Genomic DNA, 26,494 nt, shown 5'->3' on the forward strand with positions numbered 1-26,494 from the left:
GGGATTCGCTCCCGAACGGCCCGCTTCGGCTCAGGGGGACTTCTCGCCGATCACCGGCGGCACCGGCTTCATGTCGCCTTCGTGGCCGCCGAACAACACGTCGGCGTCTTCCTCCTGCAGGTAGTTCGGGGCCTTCTTTTCCTTGTCCTCTTCCTTCTGGCCGCGGCCACCGGGAGCGCCACCGGCCCCCATCGCGCCAGGTCCTCCGGTCTTACCCGCGGCGGCCGCGCCACCCCGGGTGATCCGCTCCTCCGGCAGCTTGCCCGACCCGGACCCGCCGCCCTTGCCCGCGAGCTTCTCGGCTTCACCGGCCGAAACCTTGCCGCCCGCCAGCCGCTCGGCGACGTTGCCCGAGCCGCCGTTGCGCCCGAACCCGCCACCTCCACCACCACTGGTCAACCGGCTCGCCGCGCTACCGCCCGGCCCGCTCGTCGTCCGGCCCGGCTTGCCGCGATACTGCTCGCTGCCCAACCGGCCGAGACCGCTGGGACCAGGCGTGTTGAGCGCCGCCAACCCCGGCGTCGGCCCAGGCCGGAACGTCGACGGCTGCCCGCCGACCGGCTGGCCCGGCGCCGGCACCCCGGTATGCCCGCCACCCGTGGTGATCCCGGGCGCCGGCGCGTTCGGACCACCCGTTCCGGGCATCCCCGGCCCAGGCCCGCTGTTGGGACCCGGCCCGCCGCTGAAACCCCGGGCTTCCGTACCCCCGGAGAACCCGGACGCCGTCGTCGACTCGCCCATTTCCGGCGGCGGCGCGAAGGTGGGCTGCTTGGAGTTGACGTCGAAGAGCGACTGGTCGTAGGTGTGCATCACCTGCGCGGCCTGCTGATGCGCCTGGAACGACTGCTCCTGCTTGGCTGAAATGTTGCCGACCGTGTCCACCGCGCCCGCGATATTCCCCGTCGCGAACTGGGCGAGGGCGTTCTTGTACTCGGCGTTGCGATCGAAGGGGACCTCTTCGGGCATGGAGTTCTTCGCGGTGGTGGCCGCGGCGGCGGACTGGGAGAACCGGTTGGACGCGAGATACGCGCCGTCGCCGGCGGTGTCGGCCCATTTGCTGAGGTTCTTGAAGAACCCGTGTGCCGCCTCGGCTGAGGTCCCCTGCCAATGGGCGCCCTCTTTACTGGCGGCGGCGCTCAGTGCGCTGCTGAAGGTGTTCAGCGCATCGCCCTGCTTGTTCCAGATCTCGCCCTTTTGGTCGATCTTCTCAGCGGACAGATTGTTGGTGACCATACCGATCAGATCACCGTGCGAGTTGCCCTCGTAGCGCTGGTCGGATGGCCCGAGCCCGCCACGGAACTGCTGGCCCTGGGCGAGAGCTGCGGCCTGATCACTCGAATACTGGCCGGCCTTCGCCTCCGCTGTCAGCCGCGCGGTCAGGGAGTTGCCGCCTGGCCCCTGGTTGACCTCGTCGTAAGTCTCCGCGTAGCGCTTGCCTTCATACGTCCGGCGCGCTTTGCCGTCGAGGTTCAGCACTGAATCGACGTTGTCCTGACCGGCGTTGTCCGCCATGTCCCCTCCCTGATCTGATCAGCCGCTTTGGGGAAGCTTCGGTGCGATTTGTTCAGCGATGGACTTCGCATCTGTGCAAGCTTGTTCCGTCGTGCCGCTGTTCGAAAGCCCGAGATTCACCGTCGCCCTGGCCTTCTCGGAGACGGAGATCCCGATCAGACAGGCGCCCTTGCCCGCGCTTCCGGGCAACTCGACCGCCTTGCGCCCACCGACATTGATCTGATTTACCTCGCCGGTGTCGGTCTTCAGATCCGCGATGCCCGCGTTGGGCACGAGATAGACCGCTACGGTTCCGTATCGGGGTTTGCTCGAGCCGCAACCGTTGTCACTCTCATAAGTCTCGACGACCGGAGGCTCGAAACCGAGTGAAGAAGCGACCGGCTCCAGGAGATCGCAGGCCTTCAAGTCGCCAAAGGCATCTTGTGGGGAGGTGCTGGCGTTCTGACCGGACGTGGATGGTGCTGGTGCGGACGGGGTAGGATTTCCGGGCTTTTCGGTCGTGCACCCCGCGAGGGCGAGCGGTAGAGCTATGAGCGCGATCGGAAGAGAACGCTGCAGGAATTTGGCCCCGTACTGGCTCATCTAGTGGATTTCCTTGCCGATGTTGGACAGATCCTTGCTGGCCGCGTGGTCACTGGCTTGATACTTGCTGATCGCCGTGTCGATCGCCGCCTGCGCGCGTTCGACAACAGCCTGGAGGGTTTCGAGTTGGGTTTTCGCGGATTGATCGTCACCTGCCGCGACCATCGTCATGTGTCGCCCGATTTGCTCCGTATAAGGGCTCGTTCCGAGCTCTGGAGAATTCGCCAAGCTGTCGAAGTGGATCTTGTTGCCAGTCCAACTGTCCAGGTAATCCTGCAGGGCTGTTTTGTACGCCTCGCCCATTTCGGGACTGACCGCGAACCGCCCTTCCTTCGCCGCCGTCACCATCCGATCGGCCTGCGCCGAGAAGTCGCCCAGGATGTTCGAGAAGTTGTCCGGCGGTCCGCCGGCGCCGTCAGTCATGGTTTCTCCCCTGCACCAAGTCCCGGTTACTCGTTGCGCTCGTCAGATCACGATATCAGCGGAAACGGCCTCGAAGCCCGCCTTCCGGCGAGGATCACGCGCTGCCGACGCGGGCGGCTTCGACCAGGTCGTGGACCCATCGTGCCAGGTGAGAGCCACTCGTCGGGGTGAACGTGCGGCGGACTTCGCCGTCGGGGAAGCGGTCGGTGGTGAGCATGAAGCGGCCCTGGAGGCTGTCGAACCACTGGACGCTCTTCTGCTGCGGTTTGCCCCGGTCGTCGCGCAGGGTGACGCTGACCGTGCCCAGTCGCGCGAGCGGGTGTTCGAAGAAGTGGGCGGCGGCGCCCAGGCGCAGGTTGTCCGGGTCTTCGTCGAACGGGTCGTCCGGTCGTTTGGACGGGGGGAGTGTGCTGGACGTCGTCACCCGCGCGGGGAACGGCTGCAGTGACGGCAGATAACCGAGCAGGGTCGCGACCACCTGTTCGGGGTAGACCGGCTCGAAGAGGATGTCGAATCCACGTTGCTGGCTCACGACGCCCAGCCGGCTGTTCCAAGCGCCCCGGTAGAGGTACTCGGCGTCCTGCTCGACCTCGTGCGCCTCCATGGTGACGACGAAGTCCCCGGTGGCCCAGAGCCGGAGGGCCTGTTCGTAGTCGCGCAGCAGCTCGCGATCGCGCGCGAAGCCTCGATCGGCCAGTCCGGCCCAGATCTCTTCGCAGTGCCGCTCGCGTTCGGAGAGGGTGGTTCCGACGGTCGGGATCTCGAAGGGCAGCACGAATCTGCCGAGCCCGAGATCTTCGAGTACGACGTCGAGCTGGGCCATCGACATCGAAAATGACGCAGGCACCGGTCCCTCCCCCTCATCACCTGCTGAATCGGTTCTCCACCGCACCGTAGCGGGTTCGACCCGGCGCGGACACGACCTGCCTGCTCACCACTAGGATCAGGGACGACGCCGTCGCGGGGATTTCGGGAGGTACCAGTGTCGGAAGAGCCGCGCCGTCCTCGGCACGCAGCGCCGGACGACGCCACGCCGGACCGTGAGGCGGAATCCGCCTCCTGGACGCCGCCGGCACCGGTCCGCTGGGAAACGCCTGAACCGTCCATTTCCGGCAGGCTCGATCTGTCCGAGCCCTCGCGGCCCAAGCAGGAGCCGCAGCCGGAGAAGGACGCCGAGCGCACGGCCATCAACGCGCCCGTCCAGCGTCCGCGGACTCCGCCGCGCGGCCAGCAGCGGCCGATCCCCGGCGCCGAGGACCCGACGCGCCCGCCGGGCGACATGGCCCCGGTGAGCCCGAAGACGCAGGTCGTCCGCCCCGACTGGCAGGCCCCCGCCGACGCGCCGCAGCCGACCAGCGTCCTCGCCTCACCGGCGCCGGAGACGCAGAGCATCATGCCGCCGACGCCGCGCGTCGACAGCGGACCAGGGCCGCTCCCGGACCCTGGCACGGAAAGCGTCCTCCCTGAACGCTCCAGCGAGAGCCGCGGAACCGGGACAGGTACCGGATCGGGCAGCCGAGGCACGGGGACCGGCACCGGAACCGGCTCGTTCCCCGGCACCGCGCGCCGGACGTCGTCCCGCACGTCGCGCCGTGGCCGTCTCGGCGCCGGGCTCGTCGACGTGCCGCAGGTGCCGTACCGCGACCCGGCGTCAGCGGTCCTCGAGAACCCGATGGTGTCGGAGGAGAAGCGGTTCTGCGGTAGTTGCAGCGCCAAGGTCGGCCGCGGCAAGGACGGCAAGCCAGGTCCGCCCGAGGGCAACTGCGAGAAGTGCGGGAACCCGTTCTCCTTCGTCCCGAAGCTGCGGCCGAACGAGATCGTCGGCGGCCAGTACGAGGTCCTCGGCGCGCTCGCGTACGGCGGCCTCGGCTGGATCTATCTCGCGCAGGACCACAACGTCAGCGACCGCTGGGTCGTCCTCAAGGGCCTGATCGACACGGGTGACGCCACCGCGATGGCGGCCGCCGCCAACGAGCAGCGGTTCCTCGCCGAGGTCGAGCATCCCAACATCGTCAAGATCCACAACTTCGTGCAGCATCCGGACGGCGACACCGGCAACTCGGTCGGCTACATCGTCATGGAGTACGTCGGCGGCCAGTCGCTGCGCCAGCTCGCGCTCGCGCACCACCGCGAGACGAAGCGCCCGGAGCCGCTGCCGATCGGCCAGGTGATCGCCTACGGGCTCGAGATCCTGCCCGCCATGGGCTACCTGCACGGCCAGAACCTGCTGTACTGCGACCTCAAACCCGACAACGTCATCCAGACGCACGAACAGCTCAAGCTGATCGACCTCGGCGCGGTCCGCCGCATCGACGACTACGAGAGCCCGCTGTTCTTCACCACCGGCTACAGCGCGCCCGAGTTGGCGACACACGGCGCTTCGGTGGCGTCGGATCTCTACACGGTCGGCCGCACGCTCGCCGTCCTCAGCTTCGAATTCTCCGGCTACACCACCAAGTACAAGACGACCCTGCCCGGCCCGGACGTAGTCCCGTTGTTCGCGCTCTTCGGTTCGTACTACCGGTTCCTGAAGCGCGCGACGCATACGGACCCGGATCGCCGGTTCATCGCCGCCGAGGAGATGGCCGACCAGCTGACCGGTGTGCTCCGCGAGATCATGGCGCTGGGTACCGGGAAGCCGCGTCCCGGCGCTTCGACCGTGTTCGGTCCGGAGACCCGCACGTTCGGCGTGGACATGGTCGTCCCGGAGCACGGCGGGAGCGTGCCGCTGCCGGATGCCGGCGAGGTGGTCGCGGGTCTGCCGATCCCGCAGGTCGACACGGACGACCCGGCGGCGGGCGTGCTCGCGTCGACGGTCGCGCTCGATCCCAAGGGCGCGATCGAGTCGCTGGCCGGGGCGCCGCGCGAGTCGATCGAGGTCCGGCTGCGTATCGTCCGAGCCCGGATCGAGCTCGGTGAGCTGGTCGAAGCCCAGCGGCAGCTGCAGGCCGCGCAGTACCTCGCGATCAAGGCCGGTTTCCCGCACGACTGGCGGATCGACTGGTACCGCGGGCTGATCGAGCTCGCGGGCGGCCGGTCCCGGGTCGCGCACGTCGCGTTCGGAGCGGTGTACGACGACCTGCCCGGCGAGATCGCGCCGAAGCTGGCCTTGGCCGTCAGCGCGGAGGGGGTCGGAGACTACTTCGGCGCCGCGCGCTACTACGAGCTGGTGTGGCGAACGGACCGGTCGTACGTCAGTGCCGCCTTCGGTCTCGCTCGTGTGTATCTCGCTCAGGGTGCCAGGGCGAGCGCCATCGAGGTGCTCGAAGCCGTCCCCGCGTCGTCGTCGCATCACGTTGCCGCGCAGGTGGCCGCGATCAAGATCAAGACCAGGATCAACGGCGGCGGCAAGGACCCGGTGATGGTGTCCGAGCGGGACCTAGTCGACGCCTCGACCAGGCTGGAGCGGCTGCAGCTCGACGCCGAGCGTCGCACGCGTTTGTCGGCGGAGGTCCTCGAAGCGGCGTACGGCTGGCTCAACTCGCAGAACCGGCCGACGCCGGGGGCGAAGGTGCTGGGCTGTGCCCTGGAGGAACGAGACCTGCGGTTCGGGCTCGAGCGCTGCTATCGGACGTTGGCCCGGTTGGCCGGATCGGTCGACCAGCGCGTCGAACTGGTCGACAAGGCGAACGCGATCCGGCCGAGAACCCTGACCTAGCTCAGGGGTTGATGTCCCATTCGCGTTCGCGCTTGGCCTTCTCGTGCGCGGCGGCGAGCTTCTGCAGCGCCTCGGGATCCCCGTGGGTGCTGAAGTGCTCGAATTCGACCCGAACGAACAGCGCACGCGCGCGCACCGCGACCGGGCCGTCTTCGGCGTCGAGCCGTCCGTCGGCGCTCACGTAGATCTTCCGGCCGGCGACGCCGTCCAGTTTCGTGGCGATGTACAGGGTCGAGCCGACGGGAACCGGGCGGAGGAAATCCGTCTCCAGCTTCCCGGTGACGGCGGGGCGGCGCAGCAGGTTGCCGACGGTCGCGCCCAGCGCCTCGTCGAAGGCGCAGGCCAGCAGGCCGCCATGGGCGAGGCCGGGCGCACCCTGGTGGGCGGAGGTGACGGTGAACTTGGAGTACACCGTCGTCCCTTCGCCCACCGTCGACTGCAGGTGGAGCCCGGCCTCGATCTCGTCGCCGCACCCGAAACACTCACCGAAGTGGATGCCGAGGTGACTGCCCGGCTGCGGGGCTTTCGGGTGGACGGTCGCCGGTTCGACTTCGACCGGCGGCCACGGCTGCGAGATACGGCTCATGGAAAGACGTTAACTCGCCGGTAGCTCCGAGGCGCCGCCGGGAGTGGCCGGTTCCGGCTTCCGGCGCCGGATGATCCGCGAACTCACGATGCGCCGCAGCGACACCCCCGCCGTTTCCGGCAGCAGCAGGATCGGGATGGCCGCGATGGCCGCCGCGCCCATCAGGTAGTACGCGGGCCACAGGTTGTCGCCGGTGGACTTCACCAGGCTGCCGATGATGTACGACGCCGTGCCACCGAACGCGGCGGTGGAAACGCTGTACCCGATGGAGAAACCGCCGTAGCGCTCCTGCGTCGGGAACATCGCCGGCAGCGTCGCCGCCAGCACGGCCAGGATCAGCACCAACGGCACCGCGATCATCAGCACGCCGAGGGCGAGCTGCCAGCCGTTCTGGTCGTCCGCGGCCGCGCCCATCAGCGAGAACGCGGGGATCGGAAGCACCAGGAAGCTCGCACAACTCGCGATCAGGATGGGTTTTCGCCCGATCTTGTCGGACAGGATGCCGATCGGCACGATCAAGATCAGCATCAGCGCGATGGTCGCCAGGATGATCAGCAGCGGCGCGTGCCCGCTGAACCCGACCACGTCCTTGAGGTAGGTCTCCAGGTAGGTGATCACGATGTAGTCGGCGACGTTCAGCATCACCACGATGCCGATCAGGTGCAGGATCGACGTCCAGTGCTTCTTGAGCAGCGCCTTCAGCGGCGACTTCTCGACCTGGTTCTTCTTCTCGATCTCCTGGAACAGCGGAGTGTCCTCCAGCTTGTTCCGCAGGTAGAGACCGATGATGCCGAGCGGCCCCGCGATCAGGAACGGCAGGCGCCAGCCCCATTCGCGCATGGCCTCGTCGCCGAGGGCGACGGTGAAGATCGTGACGAAGCCGGCGCCCATCGCGAACCCGACGAGCGTGCCGAACTCCAGCCAGCTGCCCCAGAAACCCCGGCGCCGGGCGGGCGCGTACTCCGCGATGAACGTCGCCGCGCCGCCGTACTCACCGCCCGCCGAGAAGCCTTGGATGGTGCGCAACAGGATCAGCAGGACCGCGGCGGCCGGGCCGATCGTCGCGTAGGACGGCAACAGGCCGATGATGAACGTCGACCCGGACATCAGGATGATCGTCAGCGCGAGCACCTTCTGGCGCCCGATCTTGTCCCCCAGCGGACCGAACACGAAGCTGCCGAACGGCCGCACGATGAAGGTGATCGCGAGGACCGCGAAGGTCGCCAGCGCACCTTCGGAAGTGCTCGAAGCGTTGAAGAAGACCTGCCCCAGGATGGCGGGCATGAAGCCGAAAACACCGAAGTCGTACCACTCGATGCAGTTACCCATCGCCGCTCCGGCGACGGCCTTTCTGATCTGCTCAGGTGGGGCCTCCGCCGGTTCCCCTTTTTCCTGATGTGACGCGCTCAGCGCCTCTTCGGCCATGGGTTTGACCTCCCGACCCACCCGTTTACTTACCCATCGTCGAGGGTTTGTTCCCTCGACCGTAGGTGTTCAAACGTCCGGGTTCAGCGCTTTGGATCGGTCGGTCGAACGCCGTTCCCCCGAATCGGTGACGAAGCACCAGGTAAACCTGATGTCGGAGAATTTCCGATTACTTTGGGTCACACTTCGGGAATCGGACGTTCCGGGCGAAGATCAGTGGGTCGTGACCGCCGTCGGCGGCTCGCTCGGCTGCTTCGTCGGTGAAGGAGCGCGAGGAGGAACGGCCGTCGTCGTACGCCCGGGCTGAACGGTCTTCGGTGTCGAGCGCGCCTGATCGGTCTTCGGGGCCGTCGCCGGTGGGGGCGGCTTCCCGGGGGAGACTTCGGGACGGGGAGTCGTCTCGGCAGGCGCCGGCGAGACCGGTGCCGGGGCGATGGTCGAAAGGCCTGGCACCGCGGGCTGCACCGGCGCGGAACCCTCACCGCCGCGACCACCCACGGCGATCGCGCCGAACACGATCACCGCGACCGTCGCCACCGAACTCCCCGCCACCGCCAGCCGCTTGCGGCGACGCCGGATCCGGCCACCCCGCTCGATGATGTCCGCCGCCCGGATACCCAGCGGGGGACCGCTCGCCCCGTGCGACAGCACGCCCTTGATGTCCTCGTCCATCTCCTCACCTCCCATCGTCGTGCGCTCCGCTCAAGGCCAGTTCGCTGAAATGCGGTCCGAGCCGCTTGCGCAGGGTCGCCAGACCCCGCGCGGCCTGGCTCTTCACGTTCCCGGTGCTGCAGCCCAGTGCCGCGGCCGTCTCTTCGACGCCGAGATCTTCGAAGTAGCGCAGCACCAGCACGGCCCGCTGCTTCGGGGCGATGCCGGACAGAGCGTGCCTGACCAGCATCTCCTGTTCCGTGCCGCCCGCCTCACCCGGGACGTCGGGAAGGGCGTCGGTGAGCTTTTCCCGTTTGCGCCAGACGCGCCGATGCTCGGAGAGGAAGGTCCGCAGCACGATCTTGCGCGCGTAGCCGTCGAGCGCGTCGTGCCGGGAGAGCCTCGGCCAAGCCAGGTACAGCTTCAGCAGCGCGGCCTGGGTGATGTCCTCGGCCTGGTGCCAGTCGCCGCACAGGAGGTACGCGGTGGCACGCAGGCTGTGCGCGCGCTCGTCGAAGTACCGGGCGAACTCGCCGTCCCACGGCGAGCCCGTCCCGGTCTTCGACGAGCGGCTCGGCGACACCTAGTTACCGGCTCCTTCGACGATGGCGGGGAGGTGCAGATCCCCGGTCGGCCCGGCGGGAACGGCCTTGGGCACGCGGTGCTCGCCCGGCTTCACGACGGCGGCGGTGGTCTTCGGCGGGACCGGCGCCGGCGGGGCGGTGGTGGCGCGGGTCGGTTCGCCCGGTGCCGCGGTGGGCGCCTTGGTCGGCGGCTGGGGCGCCTGAGTGGCCGTCGGCGACGGCGCGCTCTGATCGGCCGACGCCAGCGACGTGGTCGCGAAGGCGGCGCCGCCCGCCAGCAGCAGCGCGCCGAGGGAAAGAGCGATACGAGTACGCAAGAGTGTCTCCTCGATCCGGGCGCCGCTCATTGGCCGCGGCGCCTTACGTCGTTAGACATGCGTCCCGCTCACCGTGGGGTTGCATCGAGTTTTCGAAAATCTCCCGAGACGTCTCCCCAAGGGCGCCCCGCGCCCGACGGAGACTTCACCCGTGCGCCCTCTTTCGGGCCGAAGGCCCACTGGAACGTTTTGCGGGGCGCCTTCCAGGACCACCGGAGGACGATCGCGGTACCGCGCCCCGCGGAACTTTCCAGTCAGCGCACGGCGACCAAACAGCGCACGGCGACCAACACGAACGGCCGGAGACCGCGAAGGTCTCCGGCCGCCCGGTTCCATGGAAGTACTTCAGCTCGCGAGCGCGGAGAGCTTGGTCCACTCTTCCCAGGAGTAGGTCCAGTCGCTGTAGTCGCGCGCCCGGTTGATCTTCACCGTGCTGCCCTCGATCTCGACGGGGTCACCGACCAGGGCGCCGTCCATGTACGCCTTGGCGTTCGCCGGCGCCAGGTTCACACAGCCGTGCGAGATGTTCTTCTTGCCCTGCGCCCAGATCGAGGGCGCGTAGCCGTGGATGAACTCGCCGTTGGTCGAGAAGCGCACCGCGGACGGGACGACGATGTTCTCGTAGTTGTAGCGCTCGTTGGTCATCGAGTACGTGTCGTGCTTGGACATCACCACGTGCGTGCCGCTCGGCGTGACGCGGCCCGGGTCCGCGTCGAGGCCGTAGCTGGCCGGGTAGTCCGCGATCTGCTGCCCGTCACGGATCACCACGAGCCGGTGGGTCTGGGTGTTCCCCTTGACGATCTGCGAGCGGCCGATCGTGAAGCTCGCCGAGCGGTCTTCCTTGCCGTACACGCCTTCGCCGATCTTGACGCCGTAGATCTTGGCGTTGAACTTCACCGTGGTGCCGGGCTGCCAGTAGGCCTTCGGCCGCCAGTGCACCGAAGTGTCGTCGTGGACCCACGCCCAGGACCCCTCGGTCTTCGGCGTGGTCTCGACCGACAGCGCCTTCTCGACCGACGCCTTGTCGGTGACCTTGCTCGGGAACGTCAGCGTGATCGGCATGGCGACGCCGTACGTCTGCCCGTCGAAGACGTTGATGTTCGCGCCCACCTGCTTGCGCGGCTTGACGGTGGTGAAGGTCCCGCCGATCTCGACGGGTTTGCCGTCGGTGCCCGTGGCCTTGCCGGACCACGTGTAGGCCTTGCCGTAGCCGAGCTGTTCGGTGGTGACCCAGCTCTTCTTGTCCTCGGACGGCTGGCCGGCGACCTGCTTGCCGTCCGGATTGGTCAGCACGACCTGGTCGAGCGTGCCGTCGGCGACGCTGACCTTGATGGGCTGCCCCGGCGCGACGTCCTGCGCGCCCGCCGCGGGCTCGTACGTCAGTTTGGCCGGCGCGGGCGCCTGCCCGCCGGTGTCACTGCTGACCGGCCCGCCGCCGTCCGGCCCGCTGGCCGAGACGGTCGGCTCGCTGCTGCACGCCCCCAGCGTCAGAACGGCCACCAACCCCAGTGCCGCGAACGCCGCCCGGCGGCGCGCGGTTTCCGAAAACCTCAAAGCTTCCCCTTTGCTCCCCTGTACACCGACCATGACGTCCGGACGGCCCCTTAAGTTGATCCCACGGAGAGTGATGCGAGTCACAATCGAGTGGGCCTTGGTTCACGATCGGGGCATGACCGACTTCGGTCCGTGTCCGGCGATGACCTGAGGTCGGCGTGCGGCGACAGGGTAGCGACGGGGTCCGACAGAACCCGGATCGGCGTACGACGTTCCGGTGACCTTGGTACTTGGGGGTGCCCAGAGTCCGATCACGGGCTTCAAATATGGCCAGATCCCGGTACTCTGCCATCAGGCCGTCGTTTTGCGTGTTCGTGGCTTCACACTCGCGGAACTTCTGACGCGAGCCATGAGCCGGTGACGCGCTCTTCGCTCGACTCGTTGGAACCGCCCGGGACGGTCTGGGTGTCGCTTCGGAGGCACTCGAAGCGGATGTGCAACGAGGAGTACAGCGGTGGCGCAAGGCACTGTGAAGTGGTTCAACGCGGAGAAGGGCTTCGGCTTCATCGCGCAGGATGGCGGCGAGGGCGACGTCTTCGTTCACTACTCGGAGATCGAGGGTCGCGGGTTCCGCACGCTCGAGGAGAACCAGCGAGTGGAGTTCGAGGTCGGTCAGGGCCAGAAGGGCCCGCAGGCCCAGAAGGTCCGCGCGATCTGAGTCCGCCCTTCAGGCGTTGCTCAGACTGATCAGAAAAGCCCCCGGCGATCTCGCCGGGGGCTTTTCTCTTGCCGTGAAAACTTCTTCTGTTGTGCTGTTCCGTTCCGGGTGACGGGGATCAGCGGGGAACGGGCTGCTCCCACGCGTTGGCGTCGAAGTGGAATTCGTCGGTGTGGGCTTCTTCGTGGCGGCGCTGCTGGGCCGAGTTGGCCTGCGACTCCCACGAGAGGCGCTCGAGGATCCATTCCTGCGCCAGCGCCTGCGGCGACAGGTTGCGCTCGGCGGCGGCGTCCTTGAGCTGTTCGCAGGCGATGAGGTTCATCCGCAGCTGGAACACCTGCGCTTCGCCGAAGCGCTTGCCGGTGCCGGTGCTCTCCGGGTCGTTCTCGGGGGCGAGGGCACGAAGGTAGCTGGTGAGCTCCGTGTCTTCGACGACCGCTTCGGCCTCCTTGGAGGCGGAGTTGCGGTGACGACCGGGGTTGACCGGCTTCAGGTTCGTGCGGCTGCCGCTACGACGGCTCAGGGAAGGAAGGGGCACCGGGCCACGATAACGGTTCGGTCTCGGCAAACCAACCACAGTGAGCCACGACACACCGATTTCTTTGTCTCGAATGGCCCAGCCCCTGACGGGAAAACCTTTTCCCGTGATCACAACCCGCGACCGGAACGAATTCGATCAAGGGACCGGTCCGGGCCGCCAACCGCCGCCTCAAGGAACCTGGGGTCTGGGGGTGGCCCCCAGAAAACGGAGCGACCCCCGCGCCAGGGGGAGGAACGCGGGGGTCGGAGGGGATCTCCACAGGCGCTGACCGGGGGTGTGTCAGCAAATCGATTGTTGCACGGTTTGCTGAGAAGGGCGAGTGGGCGCGGGCAGAATTCCGGTCAGGGCGCCACCTCTGGTTCGCCTGTGGTTCATGTGGCGCGGGCGTACGCGTGATCGCTCTGCGTTGTGCGGAGCGTGGCGACAGGTTCACTCTCCGGGGGGCTGTGTGTCGCGGCCGGCTCTGGTTAGCCTCGCGGCCAAGCTGTTCGTTGGCCGTCTGGAGGAACCATGGGTGGGTCTGTGGAAGTTCGACAGTTCCTCCTTCGGTACGAAGGTGCCGATGGGGGAAGCTCGACGACGTTGGCCGGTGGTCTGCCGGCGCAGCGCACGGGTCAGGGGGACGCGCAGCGTGTCTCCGACGACCAGGTGCGCCGTGCCCGGCTGGCGGTGGCCAACGGGGCGTTGGGTGTCGATGACTGTGTCCAGCTGCTGGACATGCTGGGGTTGACGCTGGACGAGGACGGGCAGGCGCCCGTTCAGCGCTGAGTTCGTTCACGGAGCCCGGTCGCGCGGGGTGTGCCGCGCGGCCGGGCTCCGTTTCAGGCCCGGGCGGCCGCTCGGGCCTGATATCCTGAAGTCACCGCGTTCTCGCAGGTCCCAGCCCTGTGAACAACTAGGGGACCCCCTGTGCGAAGCCGAAAACGGGTGTGTCCTATAGTTATGTTCGCTCCCGGGGACACCGGAGAGCGCGGGTCGGTCGGTTCGCCGAAACCGAACCGGGCTCCCATCGTCCAGCGGCCTAGGACTCCGCCCTTTCAAGGCGGCAACGCGGGTTCGAATCCCGTTGGGAGTACGCAGTACAGTTACAAAGCAGTATGCAAGGCCCTGTGGCGCAGTTGGTTAGCGCGTCGCCCTGTCACGGCGAAGGTCGCGGGTTCGAGTCCCGTCAGGGTCGCAAGATCGTTCGGCTCCTCGCCGGCGTTCCCGGCCAGGTAGCTCAGTTGGTACGAGCGTCCGCCTGAAAAGCGGAAGGTCGCCGGTTCGACCCCGGCCCTGGCCACCGCTCAACGAACCGCCTCGATGCACATCGAGGCGGTTTTTTCATTTCCAGGGTCGATCTTGCGTCTGTCCACTCTTGACCGTGGTTGCCTCGCCTCGCCTTGGCCACCGCTTGTCGCACGCGGGTGCACGACGTCCTTCATGCCCCGTTGGTCTGATGAGATGAGCTGGCGGGCTTCCTGGCGTGCCGCTACCTGCCACTCCGAGGCTTCTCGGTACGGCTGCCTGAGGTGGGTCGGGCTGCGAAGCTGGCTTGGCTGGTGTGCATTCCGTTGCCTTTCCCTCGCCCCTGCCAGCCTAGCCCCGTCCTGACGGTGTCAAGAGTGAGCGAAGCTCATCGCGTAGCGACGCCATTGACGCTCTTGATGGTGGCTGGACGGGGTTAAACGATCGCCTGCGACGGGACCCGGCCCACCAGGCAAGCCGCTGGACCGACTCGACGCGTGGGCGCGGGTGATGGGGCTGCCGTAGGGCAACGGAGATCACGGCTGGTGGCGGCGCGCGCACGGTCTCGCGCGTTGCGGCGGGCTCGCCCGGCGGGCGGCCGGAGCGGGGCAGGAGGCCGATCCCGCCACGCGTGGAGTCCGCCGTACGCAGGTGACATTTGCGTGCCGCCGCTGGCGGCGCCTTGATCCCATAGAGCCAAGTTCGGCAGGTGCAGATGTTACGTCTGCGCTCTTCCCGACGACTCCTTGCCTAAGCACTAGATCAACTATGGGCAGGTGGCGACATGTCTGAGTTGGAAGAGCCAGGCTACTCGGCAAAATCGGGTCTGAATATTCGTTGGAGTAGCCTCACTCTAAGCCTTGCGATTTTTGCTAGCGCATGCCTGGGCACTCTTGTGGTTGTTGCGAGTGTGCAGAAGGCGGATGCGCTATCAACCGTTGCGCTAGCTCTTGCGGTTCTAGCTTTTGCTGCCCAACTAATCGTTTCGATGCTTCAGTCGAGTGCCGGAGCCCAGCAGTTGGTGCAGACAGAGCGTGTGAACTCGTCGACGCAGGCGGCGCTTGCAGACATCAGGGCCACTAGCAATTCGGTATTGTCGAACCAGCGAGACCTGTTTGGCGAGGTGCTACGGGCGGCACTGAAGGAAAAGGTTCCATCTGTTGCGCGCGAGGTAGCGGAGGATAGTGCCGAAGACCCGACTAATGAGGGGCTTATATCTGAAGAGTTAGAGGAAAAGCTAACGAGAGCAATTGACAGAACCTTTTCGCAGATTTCGCGCCGGAATCAGTCCGTGGAGCCACATGAACCACGCAAGCGTTCAGCGCACCCGATGTACGGCATACTCCGCACTTACCCAGGCGAGGTGGAGGGCCGTATGGCTGTCGAGCTGCTGAGGCGCCTTACGCAACTGGAAGCTATGCGCGTAGGTGACTTCGCGCGAAGGTTTCATGACCTTGCGCGACAGGGATTAGCCCCGCGAACCTCGTTGATTAGGTCGGCGGATCAACCGTTACCTGGCAGTCTCCTGAGTCTCGCGGAAAAGGGGGTAGTGGTTGTATCTGAGGGGAGTCACCTTGCCGATAGTGTGCGATATAATATTCGGTTCACTGACTTGGGTAACGATATTGCTAGATTTGTAACTGCGGTCGGACCGCCTCCAGAATGGCTAACAGGCCTTCTTATGGAGAACGGTGAAAGCGGAAAGTAGGCCGAATTGACCGGCCGGTTTGCTGGGCGCGTCTCCGCAAGTTGAATTTGGGACTGACGGTTCACAAGTCGGGATGTGGAGTTTAGGTAATTTTATTCGCTTCGTAAATTGACCTATTCTGTTCCTGGCTAGTGCGCGGGTGCGCCATGTTAGCGGTTACGCGCGTGGAAGCGACCTATGCCAGCGGCACGCAATATAGGCAGGGGGAGATTAATGATGGCGGTTCAGGAGCTAATGTGTGTCCACACTAGTCGAAGGGCGCCAGGCGGAGGCTGGTTCACGCATGACTCGCGGGAACGATCTGCGAAAGCGTAGTATGACAAAATGAAGGACGCTCTCCTGAGAGTGCCAAGGTGGGCACTTGTTCTAGTCGCCTGCTTGTCGGCTGGTGCGCTCTTTGTGATTACTGCAGTAAGCAAATCACTGTCGGGTACTGCACTTGTTTTGTTACTTGTGGCAGGTATTGTATTTGCGGCGACCGCAATTGTAATTCCCCAAATTCAACAATGGCAAACCTCGCAAGCTGCTCGCCTGAAGGTTTCCTTGAGTTTGCTAGTTCCAGATGTGGGTATTACTCGTTTTATCGACTCGGATGAGGTGATCGAGTCCTTGGTTCGCAAGGAAAAGTTAAAATTGTTGGATGCGGCGCGAAAGGTGATCGACGGCGAATCCTTTAAGCGGGCGCGTCCTACAAAGGTTCGAAAGTTGAGCGACTATGACACAAAAAGCGGAGGCCCTACAGTTGCGGAAATTCAACGGATTCAAGACAAGCGCGCCGCTGGGGAAGACCTGACAGTCGACGAAGTTGGCAAGTTAGCTGAGGTGGACGAGGTGCTTTCCTCTTTTCGAGAAGCTCTCTCGTCAATGGCGTGGCCCGCAAAAGTGGTGGCGGAAAATAGAACAATCTCGGATTTTGCTGCAGAGGTGGAAGAATACGGGTCGAAGTTTGATGAGTATGTTAATGAGCACTTAGTCTGGGCGTTCGTTTCCAGCTCGGAGGGAAGTGTTCATTTTACTCTTTCGAACGAGACGGACAAGGTCTTTGAAAATGTGGCGGTGACTCTCAAGATTCGTGGTGTGGATACTGTTGCGGTAGAGTCAGAATTTCGGCAACCTACCGCAACTCCGCCTCAGTCGCCGCGTTCCTATGGTCCGCGTCGGGAGAGCAATCTTCCGGTGCTCCGTGATCCTGGAGATTATTCATGGCTCGTGGGTGCCGGTGAACGTAGGCAAATTACGATACCCGCCTCGGGGGTTCTCATAGAAAATGGTGAGACGTGTGAGGTGGAATTCACGAATGTTACTCTCAGGCCGCGTGGTGCGGTCGACCTTGAAACCTTGGTCTTTTTTGTAAACGACCCTGTCCTGAGTGAGATCGACATTCAATGGACTGCAACTGCGACTAACGTGGACGGGCAGGTAACCGGCGGCCTGCAGGTTGAGCTTTCTGGCCGGTCCTTGCCGGTGCGAGGATACCTTGATGTGCTTATGGGTGACGAAAAGGGCTGAGTGAGTGTCGGTGTCGTACCTTCCTGAGTTGTCGCAAGCACGAAACTCGCGTTGAGTCCCGAGCGGTGTCCGCCACTAGCAGGTCGTTTGCTCTTGTGGTTGGACGCTGAACCGGACCGAACAGCTTGTAACTTGAGGTCAAGTTCGCTAGCGCGCTACCTGCTGGAGGTGCCCAAAGTGGGTTCCAGTCATGTGAGGTCACAGGGGTTCAGGCCAGGTCGCCACACGTCTGTGACCTGGGCAGTTGCTGACGACGAACCCACCCGAACGCACTCCCCGAGACCGGAAAGCGGAAGGTCGCCGGTTCGACCCCGGCCCTGGCCACCGCTCAACGAACCGCCTCGATGCACATCGAGGCGGTTTTTCATGCCTGGGGCCGATTCCACGCCAGTGCGCGGTGGCGGCCGATGTCGCAGGTGCATCGGGCGCCACCGCGCGGGGCGGGATCTGGCGTCTACTGACCGGTCTGCTGCTTGATCCAGTCGCCGAACGCGGTCACGTCGGTGTAGATGCCCGGCATCTCCGGGCAGCTGGCGGTCTGGCCGCGGCTCGTGGCGCCGACCAGCGTCCACTTGTCGCCCGACTTCACCACGGCGGGGGCCGCCCGAGTCGCCGTAGCAGGCGCTCGCCTTGCCGCCCTGGTTGTCCATGCACAGCTCGGTCTGTGCGTCGTAGGCCCCGGAGCCGGAACAGCCGGAGTCTTCGGCGACCTTGGTGTCGAGCTGCTGGAGAACCACCGGTGCTTCACCGCAGCCGCGCGTCGGACAGGTCAGCCCCCAGCCGATCTCCCGCACGTCGGTGCCCGCCGCCGGCGACTGGCCGATCTCGATCGGCGCCGCCTCCGCGGGCTTGCTCAGGTGCACCAGGGCGATGTCGTACGGGCCGGAGCCGTCGTACTTCTCGTGGACCACGAACTTGTCGACCTCGGCGACCTCGCCGCCCTTGGTGTGGTCGGTGGTGTTGAGGCGGTACTGCCAGTTCGACGGCTGCTCGCCCTCGACGCAGTGCGCGGCGGTCACCAGCCACTCCGGCGTGATCAGCGACGCGCCGCAGTTGTGGTCGCCGCTCTTGGTCTGCATGGACGCCATGAAGCTGTAGGTCTCGGTCGCGTCCACACCACCCACGATCAGCGGCTGAACGCCCGAGGGCGGTTCGGCGGCGGAAGCCGGCATCGCCAACCCGAGTACGGCGGCCGCTCCGGTCAGCAGACCGGCGACGAGGGAACGAGTCCTCATCTGCTTTCTCCTTCCACACCGGTGTGTTTCACCGGCTCACTCCGGAAGGGTGGCCAATCGTCACTCGTCCGTGGAAGTGACGAAAGTCGGTGGCCGTTGCCAGTTACCAGTTGGCGGACCTTGACTTCGAGTTAGGTGGAGGTGTCAATCTCGCGGCATGACAATCGCACCTGAGCAGGTCGACGAATGGACCGTCGGCACCCTCGACCTCGACGAGTACCTCGGCCGGATCGGCCAGGATCGCGCGAAGCCTTCCGCCGCCGCGTTGCGTGAGCTGGCGAAGGCGCACATCCTCGCCGTCCCGTTCGAGAACGTCGACGTCGTTTTGGGGCAGCACAAGGGAATCGCGCTCGAAGACGTGATCGGCAAACTCGTCCGCCGCCGGCGTGGCGGCTACTGTTACGAGCACGGAAGCCTTTTCGCGGCGGCCGCCGAGCAGCTCGGCTACCCCGTTCGCCGCCTGGTCGCGCGGGTGCAGCCGCAGAAGAACGGGCCGTACACGCATATGACGCTCGTGGTCGAGGCCGACGGCGTCCCGCATCTGGTCGACGTCGGATTCGGCGCCGGCATGCTCGTGCCGATGCCGCTGGTCGACGGCGCCGTCGTGGATCAAGCGGGCTGGCCGCACCGGCTCGTCGCCGACGGTGACTGGTGGCGGCTGCAGAAACAGGAGGGCGACGACTGGACCGACCTGCACGCCTTCACACTCACGCCGATGCACCGGATCGACTACGAGGTCTACCACCACTACACGTCGACGCATCCGCGGTCGCCGTTCACCGGGCAGCTGGTGGTCATGCGGCTGGAGGAAGGACTCAGCCGCAAACTGGTCGGCGAGGAGTTCATCGTCGAACGCCCGGACGGGACCAAGGAGACCACCACGATCCCGCCCGGGCGACTCGACGCGACACTGCGCGAGCTGGACGTCGTCCTCACCGAGGACGAGCTCGCGAAACTACTGACGGTCTATCCGGGCTGAGGGCTCAGAGTTCGAATTCGGCGCGCTTGTCCTCGGGGACGAGATCCTCGTACTCACGGTGCTTCGCGATGAACGAGCGTACGTACGGGCAGTAGGGCAGGACGGACCTGCCCTGCGCCCGGACGTCGTCGAGCGCCGCGGTCACGAGCTTGCCCGCCAGGCCCTGTCCCGCGAAATCGTCCGAGATCTCGGTGTGCAGGAACAGGATCGCGTCCGGACGGGTGCGGGTGTCCAGGAACCCGGCGGTCTTCCCGTCCACCACGATGTCGTAGCGGTCTTTTCCGGCTTTGATCTCGACACTCATCCCACGGCTCCGAAAAGTTCGTCCGGCGGCGCGGGGCGACCGAGATGGAAGCCCTGCGCCTGGTCACAACGCAGCTCGCGCAGGATCGCGAGCTGCTGTTCGTCTTCGACGCCTTCGGCGACGACGATCAGGTCGACCGCGTGCGCCATCGCGATGATGCTTTTGACGATCGCCGCCGCGTCGCGCGATTCCGCGATGCCGGTGACGAAGGTGCGGTCGATCTTGAGCGTATCCAAGGGAAGCCGTTGCAGCTGGGCGAGCGACGAGTAGCCGGTGCCGAAGTCGTCGATCGCCAGTGAGACACCGAGATCGCGCAACGACGTCAGGACTTCGGCGGCCGCGGCCTGGTCCCGCATCAGCGCGCTCTCGGTGACCTCCAGGGTCAGCGCGTGCGGCGGGAGCCCGGTGGTCTTCAGCGCGTCCTGCACTCCGGCGACCAGATGCGGGTCGTCCAGCTGCCGGGCCGAGAGGTTGACCTTGAGGTTGAGGTCGATGCCGGTTTGTTCGCGCCGCCTGGCGATCTCGCGGGTGGTGGTGCGCAGAACGTACTTGCCGATCAGGTTGATCAGGTCGCTTTCCTCGGCCAGCGGGATGAACTCGGCGGGCGAGATCGTGCCGTGCGCCGGATGTTTCCAGCGCAGCAACGCTTCCACGGCGACCATCTCGCCGGATTCGATGTCCACGACCGGCTGGTACGCCGTCCAGAGCTCCTCGTTCTGCAACGCGTCGCGCAGGTCCTGTTCCATCCGGAGCCGCCGCTGCATCCGCTCGCGCAGCTCGACGTCGAAGAACTCGTAGCGCGCCCGGCCGAGCGTTTTCGCTTGGTACATTGCGACATCCGCGTCGCGCAACAGGTCTTCGGCGGTCCGGGTGTCGTCGTTGGCCGCGGTGACGATACCGATGCTGGCGTCGATGTGCAGCTGCCTGCCGTTGACGGTGATCGGTTCGGTCAGCGCTTCGCGCAGATGCTCGGCCAGTGCCTTGATCTCGTGCGGCTCGGTGATTTCCGCGGTCACGACGACGAATTCGTCGCCGCCCAGCCTGCCGACGAGATCGTTCTCGCCGATCCCACGGCGCAGCCGTTCGGCCGCGATGCGGAGCACCTTGTCACCGACCGAATGCCCGAGGGAATCGTTGATCACCTTGAACTTGTCGAGATCGATGAACAGCAGCGTGGTCAGCTCGGCGCGGCCCGCGCCGGAGAGCGCCTCGGCGAGGCTGTCCAGCACGAGCGTCCGGTTCGCGAGTTCGGTGAGCGGGTCGTGCGTGGCCTCGTGGGCGAGCCGTTCGCCGATGGCGCGGCGTTCGGTGATGTCGGTGAACGAAGCGACCACCGCCAGGGCCGACGGGTCCTCCGGGGTCAGCAATCGCGAGGTCAGCGAGATCCAGACGTCGTCGCCGGCGGGCCTACGCAGCCGCAGGACGAGACCGGTCAGCGTGGCCCCGGTGCGCCGGGTGATCACCGACGGCATCCGGGCAGGCGGAATCCGGCCCTGTTCGTCGTACAGCTCCAGCGTCACGCACGGGACGCCGATGAGGTCGTCGTGGCCGACACCGATGATCCGGCACGCCGCGGGGTTGGCCGATTCGATGAGGCCGCCGGGGCCGATCACGACCACGCCTTCGTCGAGCGACGCGACCACCGTGCTGTAGTGCTGTTCGGCGCGCCGCCGGGCCGTTTCGTCGGCGCAGACCAGGACGAAGCCGTCGTTCATCTCCGCGGCCGAGACGCGGATGGCCAGGGTCGAACCGTTGCGATGGCGGTGGGTCGTCTGCATGACGCCGCCCCGGCGCAGCACCGTCTCCGGATCGAGCGCGGCGCCGACGAGGTCGCTGACCGTGCGGCCGATCGCCTCGCCCGCCGTCCAGCCGTAGACGTTCTCGGCGGCGGGGTTCCAGCTGGTCACCACGCCGGTGCCGCTGGTCGCGATGATCGCGTCGCTGACGTGGCTGATCAGCGCGGCCTGGTAGCGCAGGGTCGCTTCGGCGGCCTTCTGCGCGCTGATGTCGCGCATGATGACCTGGAACGCGGGCCTTCCTTCCCAGGTCGTGCGCACCGAAATGCTCTGTACCAGGTACTTCGTGCCGTCGAGGCGGAGCATGACGGTGTCGGCGGGGTCGGTCGACGCGCCTTGGCGGTGGAGCGACGCGATCCTGTCCAGCAGGGCCGGGAGCGATTCGTCGGCGACGAAATCCATGATCGGCCGCCCGATCAGCTCAGCCGTCGAAGACGCTCCGAGCGCGGTGACGGCCGCACGGTTGACGTAGGTGACAACGCCGGCTTCGTGGACACAGACCGCGTCGGGACTGAGTTCCACCAAAAGCCGGTAACGGTCAGTGAGATCTTCGAGGGCCTGCCGGTTCTCGCGGACGTCGGTCACGTCGGTGGCGATGCCGAGCAGGCCCGTCGAGCCGTTGTCGTCGCCGATGGTGCGGGCGCGCAGCCGGATCCAGCGGACCTCGCCCGCCGGGTTCCGGAACGACTGCTCGAGTTCGAACTCGCGCCACGGCGGGGAAGTGCGGGTGCCGGAGGTCAGCGGGGCCACCAGATCGGCGAGCCTCGACTCGATCTCGCCTTCGGTGAGGACGCCTCCACCCAGCAGGTTCTCCAGTCCCGGCAGCCAGGACAGGGTCTCGTGCTCGAAGTCGTACGACCAGATGGCGGCGTGGTCGCCCGCGAGGCCGAGATCGCCGACCGGCCCGTTCCCGAACGGGGCGTCCGCCGGACGACCGGGATTACCGGCTCCGGGCACGGCGAGGGCGTCAGCCTCCATGATCCGTCCGAACCCCCTCTTCCGGTGCTGGCACCGTCGATTACACCACCCGCCGGGGGCGCTGTATACGCGAACCGAAGGTCGGTCACCGCCGATATACGCGGGAGCAGATGAATACACGCTGTGTGACTGGCCTACGCTAGCGTGTTCCATCGGGTGAATAATTTTTGGTTAACTTCACCCATTCGGCGGTGAGTTGCGGTAAAGCTACTCTTCGCTCGTTCCCGGTGCGAAAGGTTTCAGCTGGTGGATGACGACGACGTTTCGGTCGCCGACCTGCTTATTCGCGAGGGCTGGGACGACCACGAGGAGTCACGGGCAAAGTCACGCTGGAGAGTTATCGCGGTGGTGATCGCCGTGGTCGTCGCCTGCGGTGCGGCCGCTGTCCTCGTCGGATTCGATTCGGAACCCGAACCGAATGCGGCGCCGAACCAGATGAGCGTCATCGAGATGCCGAAGCGGCCCTCGGAGAACGGCGGAGCGGGCGCGACGTCAGCGGTCCCGTCCACCGAGACGGTCGAAACCGGCGAAGGGGAGCCTTCGTCGCGACCCAGCCGGACGACGTCCAGCCGCCGCACGTCGAGTTCGGCCGTGCAGACGTCCGACTCCCCGGACCCCACGACCGCGCCGACGTCGTCGAACGCCCCTGCCGACCCGCCGCGGACGACCGGGTCGACCGTCGTTCCGCAGCCACCCAACCCGACTCCGCCGCCGCCCTCGACGACGCCGACCGAAGAGTGCAAGCTGTGGCCGAAGTGGCTCTTCTGCTAGGGCGCCTGCAGTAGATCCGGGTCCCGGCGTTTGCCGAGGTGGTTGAACAGCAGGTTGAGGGTGAAGGCGACGATCGCGGCGACCGTGATCGGGCTGCCGCAGATGGTCTGCAGCCACGCCGGGAAATGCTGGAAGAAGATCGAATTCCCGAACTGGTTCGTGGCGAACGCGGGCAACAATCCGACCCCCACCGACACCGCGACGATGAAGGTGTTGTGGTTGCCGGAGAACTCCACCTTCTTCAGGTTCTGCACGCCGACCGCGGCGACCATCGCGAACATGACCACCGCGACCGCGCCGATCACCGGCTCGGGTACGGCCGCGACGAACGCGCCGACCTTCGGCACCAGGCCCATCAGCACGAGCAGGCCGCCCGCCATCGCGACCACCCATCGGCTGCGCACCCCGGTCATCTGCACGAGGCCGACGTTCTGGGCGAAAGCCGTGTCCGGGAACGAGTTCATCGCGCCGCCGAGGATGGCCGAAAGGCCGTCGGTGGCGAGGCCGCGCGCGAGGTCGGAGTCCGTCGCCGGCCGTCCGGTGATCTCGCCGACGGCGACCAGGTCCGCGGTGGATTCGGTGTAGGTCACCAGCATCACGACGCACATCGAAAGCACGGCCGCGACCGGGAAGGTCGGCGGTCCGAAGTGGAACGGTGACGCGAGGCCGAACCAGCCGGCGTCGGCGATGCCCTTGAAGCTCACCAAGCCCATCGGGATGGCCGCGATCAGGCCGATCAGCAGCGCCAGCAACGGCCCGATCTGGCTCGCGAACCCGCGCAGGACCCGCGTGAACAGCACGATCACCGCGATCACGCCGAACGCGAGCGCGATGTTGGCCGGCCTCGCGTAATCCGGTGCTCCGGTGTCGTGGCCGGCGATGAGGCCGACGCCCGGGCCGATGAGCGAAATACCGATGACCATGAGCAGCGTGCCCGAAACCAGCGGCGGGAAGAACCGGATCATCTTCGCGAACGGTTTCGCGATGAGCAGTCCGAAAACACCCGACGCGATCATCGCGCCGTAGACGGCCTGCATGCTGTACTGGGACGCGATCATGATCATCGGGTTGACCACGGTGAACGTCGCGCCGGCCACCACCGGCAGCCGGATGCCGAAGATCTTCCCGATCCCGACCGCCTGTATCAGCGTCGCGATCCCCGCGACCAGCAGATCCGCGTTGACCAGCAACGCGATCGTCGCCGCGTCCAGGTTCAGCGCGCTGCCCACGACGAGCGGAACGGCCACCGAGCCCGCGTACATGATCGTCATGTGCTGCAGGCCGAGCAAGGTCAGCTTCGGCAGCGGCGGGCGGGCGTCGACCGGGTGGACCTCGGGCCTGCTCATGGAACCGACCGTAGCGCGTCCTCGCGTGACGATCATGTCGCGCGAGGGCGGTGTTGAATGGACATCGGGCACAACGGAAGGAGCGCCGATGGAGACCGTCCTCGTCGTAGGGGCCGGGCAGAGCGGGTTCGGAGTGGCGACCTCGCTGCGGGACAAGGGGTTCGACGGCCGGGTGGTGCTGATCGGTGACGAACCCGGCCTGCCGTATCAGCGGCCTCCGCTTTCGAAGGGCTACCTCGCCGGGACCGCGGGCGACGCCCAGTTGCGTTTGCGGCCCGAGGACTTCTTCGCGGAGAAGGACATCGAGCTGGTCCCCGGCCGTGTCGCGACGGTGGATCGCGACGCCTCGCAGGTCGTGCTCGACGACGGGAGCGCTCACGAGTACGACCATCTCGTCCTCGCGACGGGCGCGGACAACCGTGTCCTGCCGGTTCCCGGCTCCACTTTGGACGGTGTGTTCACCCTGCGCACCAAGGACGACGCCGACGTGTTGCGTGCCGCGCTGGAAAGCGCGGCGAACGTGGTGGTGGTCGGGGGCGGGTTCATCGGGCTCGAATTCGCCGCGCACGCCGGACGGCCCGTGACGATCGTGGAGGCGCAGGACCGGCTGATGGCCCGTGTCGCGACTCCCGAGGTCTCGGCGTACTTCGCGGCTCTGCACGAAGGGGCCGGGCACACGATCCTGCTCGGCACCGGCGTCGCCGCGTTGCACGGTGACGGCCGGGTGTCCGAGGTGGAACTGAGCGACGGCAGCCGGCTGCTCGCCGACCTGGTGCTGGTCGGGGTCGGAGTGGTGCCGCGGACACGGCTCGCCGAAGAGGCCGGGCTCGCCGTGGCGAACGGTGTCGTCGTCGACGAGCATCTGCGCACGAGCGATCCGAAGATCTCGGCGGTGGGGGACTGCGCGAACTTCCCGTGTGTCCAGGCGGGTACGGCGACCCGGCTGGAGTCGGTGCAGAACGCCGTCGACCAGGCGCGGGCCGTCGCGGCCGTCATCGTCGGCGAACCCGCGCCCTACGAGAGCCTGCCGTGGTTCTGGACCGACCAGCTCGGCGCGAAACTGCAGATCGCCGGGCTGCTGACCGGGGCGGACAAGACCGTCGTGACCGGGGACCGGGAGGGCGGGAAGTTCTCGGTGCTGTCGTTCCGCGACGGCGTGCTCGTCGGAGTGGAGTCGGTGAACCGGCCGCCGGACCACATCGCCGCGCGCCGCCTGTTCGCCGCGGACCCGGAGCCGCGGTTCGAGACGCTGGAGGCCAACGGCTTCGATCTCAAGGCGACCTTGGCGTCAACCCGAGGTTGACGATCGGGATGCCGTCAACCTAAAGTTGACGGCATGACGAACCCAGTCCGTCTCGACGACCTCATCTCCCATATCAAGCAGCAACATCCCGACGGTGACGTGCTCGGCCAGCTGTCCGACGCGGTCTTCCTCGGCGAGCACCTCGGCGAAGTGGCCGACCATCTGATCGGTCACTTCGTCGACCAGGCGCGGCGGTCCGGCGCGTCCTGGACCGAAATCGGCAAGAACATGGGGGTGTCCAAGCAGGCCGCCCAGAAGCGCTTTGTCGACTCCAGTGGCTCTTCGCTCGAAGATCTGGTGAAGGTGTTCAGCCGCTACACCGATCGCGCGCGACATGTCGTCGTCGCGTCACGGGACGCGGCGGTCACGGCGAAGAGCCCGCAGATCGAGCCCGTGCACCTGGTCCTCGGCCTGCTCTCGGAACCGGCCGCGCTCGCCGCCGGGGCGATCGTGGCGCAGCAGGTGACCCTCGAAGCCGTCCGCGAGGCCGCGGAGGCGAGGCTGCCGGAACCCGCCGGCGAACCGGTGGAGGCGGCGAAGATGGCGTTCGGCGCGCAGGCCAAGAAGGCGCTGGAACTGACCATGCGGGAGTCGCTGCGGCTCGGGCACAACTACATCGGCACCGAGCACCTCCTGCTGGCCCTGTTCGAGCTCGGCGACGACCTCCTGACCGGGCTCGGGCTCACGAAGGAGAAGACCGAAAAGCTGATCCTGCAGGCGCTGACGGAGATCGTCGCGGCGCGCGGGACATGATGCGGGTCGCGCTCACCGTCCTCGTGTTCGTCGCCCTCGTCCTGTTGGCCGCGTGATGGCCCCCTGTAGCGGGGGCCATCACGGGACCTGTCAG

Annotated in this window: 23 protein-coding genes, 4 tRNA genes and 1 pseudogene; 12 read left to right on the forward strand and 16 right to left on the reverse strand. The window is 66.5% G+C overall.

Annotated features, from left to right (window positions below; genetic code table 11):
• Nucleotides 1-30 precede the first annotated feature (30 nt).
• From H4W30_RS41070 to H4W30_RS41085, 4 genes are all read right to left on the reverse strand, one after another.
• Nucleotides 31-1,512 carry a hypothetical protein gene (locus H4W30_RS41070; protein ID WP_192747641.1) on the reverse strand — a complete coding sequence of 494 codons (1,482 nt, stop codon included), beginning with the start codon at nt 1,510-1,512 and terminating at the stop codon, nt 31-33.
• A gap of 18 nt (nt 1,513-1,530) precedes the next feature.
• On the reverse strand, nt 1,531-2,094 hold the full coding sequence (locus H4W30_RS41075; RefSeq protein ID WP_192747642.1) for a DUF3558 family protein: 564 nt from the start codon (nt 2,092-2,094) through the stop codon (nt 1,531-1,533).
• Complete coding sequence (locus tag H4W30_RS41080) at nt 2,095-2,517, reverse strand: hypothetical protein (protein WP_192747643.1); 423 nt, start codon at nt 2,515-2,517, stop codon at nt 2,095-2,097.
• Nucleotides 2,518-2,611: 94 nt separating this feature from the next.
• Complete coding sequence (locus H4W30_RS41085; RefSeq protein WP_318780766.1) at nt 2,612-3,364, reverse strand: ESX secretion-associated protein EspG; 753 nt, start codon at nt 3,362-3,364, stop codon at nt 2,612-2,614.
• A gap of 135 nt (nt 3,365-3,499) precedes the next feature.
• Here H4W30_RS41085 and H4W30_RS41090 point away from each other — a divergent pair, with 135 nt between their 5' ends.
• Nucleotides 3,500-6,175 carry a serine/threonine-protein kinase gene (locus H4W30_RS41090; RefSeq protein ID WP_192747644.1) on the forward strand — a complete coding sequence of 892 codons (2,676 nt, stop codon included), beginning with the start codon at nt 3,500-3,502 and terminating at the stop codon, nt 6,173-6,175.
• A gap of 1 nt (nt 6,176) precedes the next feature.
• On the opposite strand, the gene H4W30_RS41095 is transcribed toward H4W30_RS41090, so the two are convergent.
• From H4W30_RS41095 to H4W30_RS41120, 6 genes are all read right to left on the reverse strand, one after another.
• On the reverse strand, nt 6,177-6,761 hold the full coding sequence (locus H4W30_RS41095) for a PaaI family thioesterase (RefSeq protein ID WP_192747645.1): 585 nt from the start codon (nt 6,759-6,761) through the stop codon (nt 6,177-6,179).
• A 9-nt stretch (nt 6,762-6,770) separates the two neighbouring features.
• Nucleotides 6,771-8,186: an MFS transporter gene (locus H4W30_RS41100; protein WP_192747646.1), complete on the reverse strand. Its 1,416-nt coding sequence runs from the start codon at nt 8,184-8,186 to the stop codon at nt 6,771-6,773.
• 213 nt (nt 8,187-8,399) lie between these two features.
• Entirely contained in the window at nt 8,400-8,858 is a 459-nt protein-coding gene (locus H4W30_RS41105) for a hypothetical protein (protein WP_225950822.1), read from the reverse strand.
• 4 nt (nt 8,859-8,862) lie between these two features.
• Complete coding sequence (locus H4W30_RS41110) at nt 8,863-9,420, reverse strand: SigE family RNA polymerase sigma factor (protein ID WP_126732297.1); 558 nt, start codon at nt 9,418-9,420, stop codon at nt 8,863-8,865.
• A complete protein-coding gene (locus H4W30_RS41115; RefSeq protein ID WP_192747648.1) occupies nt 9,421-9,768 on the reverse strand; it encodes a hypothetical protein in 348 nt (115 codons plus the stop codon).
• 315 nt (nt 9,769-10,083) lie between these two features.
• Nucleotides 10,084-11,325, reverse strand: coding sequence for a L,D-transpeptidase (locus tag H4W30_RS41120; protein ID WP_192747649.1), 1,242 nt, complete (start codon nt 11,323-11,325; stop codon nt 10,084-10,086).
• 421 nt (nt 11,326-11,746) lie between these two features.
• Between H4W30_RS41120 and H4W30_RS41125 the strand changes: the two genes are divergently transcribed.
• Nucleotides 11,747-11,950, forward strand: coding sequence for a cold-shock protein (locus tag H4W30_RS41125; RefSeq protein ID WP_003097368.1), 204 nt, complete (start codon nt 11,747-11,749; stop codon nt 11,948-11,950).
• Nucleotides 11,951-12,068: 118 nt separating this feature from the next.
• On the opposite strand, the gene H4W30_RS41130 is transcribed toward H4W30_RS41125, so the two are convergent.
• On the reverse strand, nt 12,069-12,488 hold the full coding sequence (locus tag H4W30_RS41130; protein WP_126732294.1) for a hypothetical protein: 420 nt from the start codon (nt 12,486-12,488) through the stop codon (nt 12,069-12,071).
• Nucleotides 12,489-13,001: 513 nt separating this feature from the next.
• Here H4W30_RS41130 and H4W30_RS41135 point away from each other — a divergent pair.
• The 6 genes from H4W30_RS41135 to H4W30_RS41160 all read left to right on the forward strand — a co-directional run bounded on the left by H4W30_RS41135 (nt 13,002) and on the right by H4W30_RS41160 (nt 17,259).
• The gene (locus tag H4W30_RS41135) at nt 13,002-13,259 is read left to right on the forward strand and encodes a hypothetical protein (protein WP_020633070.1); all 258 of its coding nucleotides are present in this window, start codon (nt 13,002-13,004) and stop codon (nt 13,257-13,259) included.
• Nucleotides 13,260-13,493: 234 nt separating this feature from the next.
• Nucleotides 13,494-13,566, forward strand: a tRNA-Glu gene (locus H4W30_RS41140).
• A 28-nt stretch (nt 13,567-13,594) separates the two neighbouring features.
• Nucleotides 13,595-13,668: transfer RNA gene (locus H4W30_RS41145), tRNA-Asp, on the forward strand.
• 31 nt (nt 13,669-13,699) lie between these two features.
• Nucleotides 13,700-13,773 (forward strand) — tRNA-Phe (locus H4W30_RS41150).
• Nucleotides 13,774-15,750: 1,977 nt separating this feature from the next.
• The gene (locus H4W30_RS41155; protein ID WP_192747650.1) at nt 15,751-16,935 is read left to right on the forward strand and encodes a hypothetical protein; all 1,185 of its coding nucleotides are present in this window, start codon (nt 15,751-15,753) and stop codon (nt 16,933-16,935) included.
• Nucleotides 16,936-17,146: 211 nt separating this feature from the next.
• Nucleotides 17,147-17,259, forward strand: a tRNA-OTHER gene (locus H4W30_RS41160).
• Nucleotides 17,260-17,389: 130 nt separating this feature from the next.
• Here H4W30_RS41160 and H4W30_RS44680 read toward each other — a convergent pair.
• Complete coding sequence (locus H4W30_RS44680; RefSeq protein WP_318780767.1) at nt 17,390-17,527, reverse strand: hypothetical protein; 138 nt, start codon at nt 17,525-17,527, stop codon at nt 17,390-17,392.
• Between the two features lie 64 nt (nt 17,528-17,591).
• A pseudogene (locus H4W30_RS41165) lies at nt 17,592-18,170 on the reverse strand (S1 family peptidase); the annotation flags it as partial.
• Between the two features lie 157 nt (nt 18,171-18,327).
• Between H4W30_RS41165 and H4W30_RS41170 the strand changes: the two are divergent.
• Nucleotides 18,328-19,149: an arylamine N-acetyltransferase family protein gene (locus tag H4W30_RS41170; RefSeq protein WP_192747651.1), complete on the forward strand. Its 822-nt coding sequence runs from the start codon at nt 18,328-18,330 to the stop codon at nt 19,147-19,149.
• Between the two features lie 4 nt (nt 19,150-19,153).
• On the opposite strand, the gene H4W30_RS41175 is transcribed toward H4W30_RS41170, so the two are convergent.
• Both H4W30_RS41175 and H4W30_RS41180 read right to left on the reverse strand, forming a co-directional pair.
• On the reverse strand, nt 19,154-19,453 hold the full coding sequence (locus H4W30_RS41175) for a GNAT family N-acetyltransferase (RefSeq protein ID WP_192747652.1): 300 nt from the start codon (nt 19,451-19,453) through the stop codon (nt 19,154-19,156).
• Nucleotides 19,450-22,227, reverse strand: a complete 2,778-nt coding sequence (locus H4W30_RS41180; protein ID WP_192747653.1) for an EAL domain-containing protein — start codon at nt 22,225-22,227, stop codon at nt 19,450-19,452. Before H4W30_RS41180 ends, H4W30_RS41175 begins: the two co-directional genes overlap by 4 nt.
• A gap of 246 nt (nt 22,228-22,473) precedes the next feature.
• Between H4W30_RS41180 and H4W30_RS41185 the strand changes: the two genes are divergently transcribed.
• The gene (locus H4W30_RS41185; RefSeq protein WP_192747654.1) at nt 22,474-22,998 is read left to right on the forward strand and encodes a serine/threonine protein kinase; all 525 of its coding nucleotides are present in this window, start codon (nt 22,474-22,476) and stop codon (nt 22,996-22,998) included.
• Here the strand turns inward: H4W30_RS41185 and H4W30_RS41190 are convergent.
• Nucleotides 22,995-24,344 carry a nucleobase:cation symporter-2 family protein gene (locus tag H4W30_RS41190; protein WP_192747655.1) on the reverse strand — a complete coding sequence of 450 codons (1,350 nt, stop codon included), beginning with the start codon at nt 24,342-24,344 and terminating at the stop codon, nt 22,995-22,997. The genes H4W30_RS41185 and H4W30_RS41190 overlap by 4 nt on opposite strands.
• Before the next feature lie 88 nt (nt 24,345-24,432).
• On the opposite strand from H4W30_RS41190, the gene H4W30_RS41195 reads away from it, so the two are divergent.
• The gene (locus tag H4W30_RS41195) at nt 24,433-25,647 is read left to right on the forward strand and encodes an NAD(P)/FAD-dependent oxidoreductase (RefSeq protein WP_192747656.1); all 1,215 of its coding nucleotides are present in this window, start codon (nt 24,433-24,435) and stop codon (nt 25,645-25,647) included.
• Between the two features lie 33 nt (nt 25,648-25,680).
• The gene (locus tag H4W30_RS41200; protein ID WP_192747657.1) at nt 25,681-26,400 is read left to right on the forward strand and encodes a Clp protease N-terminal domain-containing protein; all 720 of its coding nucleotides are present in this window, start codon (nt 25,681-25,683) and stop codon (nt 26,398-26,400) included.
• The last annotated feature ends 94 nt before the right edge of the window (nt 26,401-26,494 follow it).

Source organism: Amycolatopsis roodepoortensis, assembly GCF_014873915.1.
Taxonomy (GTDB): Bacteria; Actinomycetota; Actinomycetes; order Mycobacteriales; family Pseudonocardiaceae; genus Amycolatopsis; species Amycolatopsis roodepoortensis.

Coding starts and splice junctions, on each gene's coding strand:
- H4W30_RS41180 (WP_192747653.1), bottom strand. CDS start 22,227: ATGGAGGCTGACGCCCTCGCCGTGCCCGGAGCCGGTAATCCCGGTCGT.
- H4W30_RS41135 (WP_020633070.1), top strand. CDS start 13,002: ATGGGTGGGTCTGTGGAAGTTCGACAGTTCCTCCTTCGGTACGAAGGT.
- H4W30_RS41075 (WP_192747642.1), bottom strand. CDS start 2,094: ATGAGCCAGTACGGGGCCAAATTCCTGCAGCGTTCTCTTCCGATCGCG.
- H4W30_RS41100 (WP_192747646.1), bottom strand. CDS start 8,186: ATGGCCGAAGAGGCGCTGAGCGCGTCACATCAGGAAAAAGGGGAACCG.
- H4W30_RS41120 (WP_192747649.1), bottom strand. CDS start 11,325: ATGGTCGGTGTACAGGGGAGCAAAGGGGAAGCTTTGAGGTTTTCGGAA.
- H4W30_RS41175 (WP_192747652.1), bottom strand. CDS start 19,453: ATGAGTGTCGAGATCAAAGCCGGAAAAGACCGCTACGACATCGTGGTG.
- H4W30_RS41080 (WP_192747643.1), bottom strand. CDS start 2,517: ATGACTGACGGCGCCGGCGGACCGCCGGACAACTTCTCGAACATCCTG.
- H4W30_RS41195 (WP_192747656.1), top strand. CDS start 24,433: ATGGAGACCGTCCTCGTCGTAGGGGCCGGGCAGAGCGGGTTCGGAGTG.
- H4W30_RS41095 (WP_192747645.1), bottom strand. CDS start 6,761: ATGAGCCGTATCTCGCAGCCGTGGCCGCCGGTCGAAGTCGAACCGGCG.
- H4W30_RS41190 (WP_192747655.1), bottom strand. CDS start 24,344: ATGAGCAGGCCCGAGGTCCACCCGGTCGACGCCCGCCCGCCGCTGCCG.
- H4W30_RS41115 (WP_192747648.1), bottom strand. CDS start 9,768: ATGAGCGGCGCCCGGATCGAGGAGACACTCTTGCGTACTCGTATCGCT.
- H4W30_RS41155 (WP_192747650.1), top strand. CDS start 15,751: ATGAAGGACGCTCTCCTGAGAGTGCCAAGGTGGGCACTTGTTCTAGTC.
- H4W30_RS41170 (WP_192747651.1), top strand. CDS start 18,328: ATGACAATCGCACCTGAGCAGGTCGACGAATGGACCGTCGGCACCCTC.
- H4W30_RS41200 (WP_192747657.1), top strand. CDS start 25,681: ATGACGAACCCAGTCCGTCTCGACGACCTCATCTCCCATATCAAGCAG.
- H4W30_RS41105 (WP_225950822.1), bottom strand. CDS start 8,858: ATGGACGAGGACATCAAGGGCGTGCTGTCGCACGGGGCGAGCGGTCCC.
- H4W30_RS41070 (WP_192747641.1), bottom strand. CDS start 1,512: ATGGCGGACAACGCCGGTCAGGACAACGTCGATTCAGTGCTGAACCTC.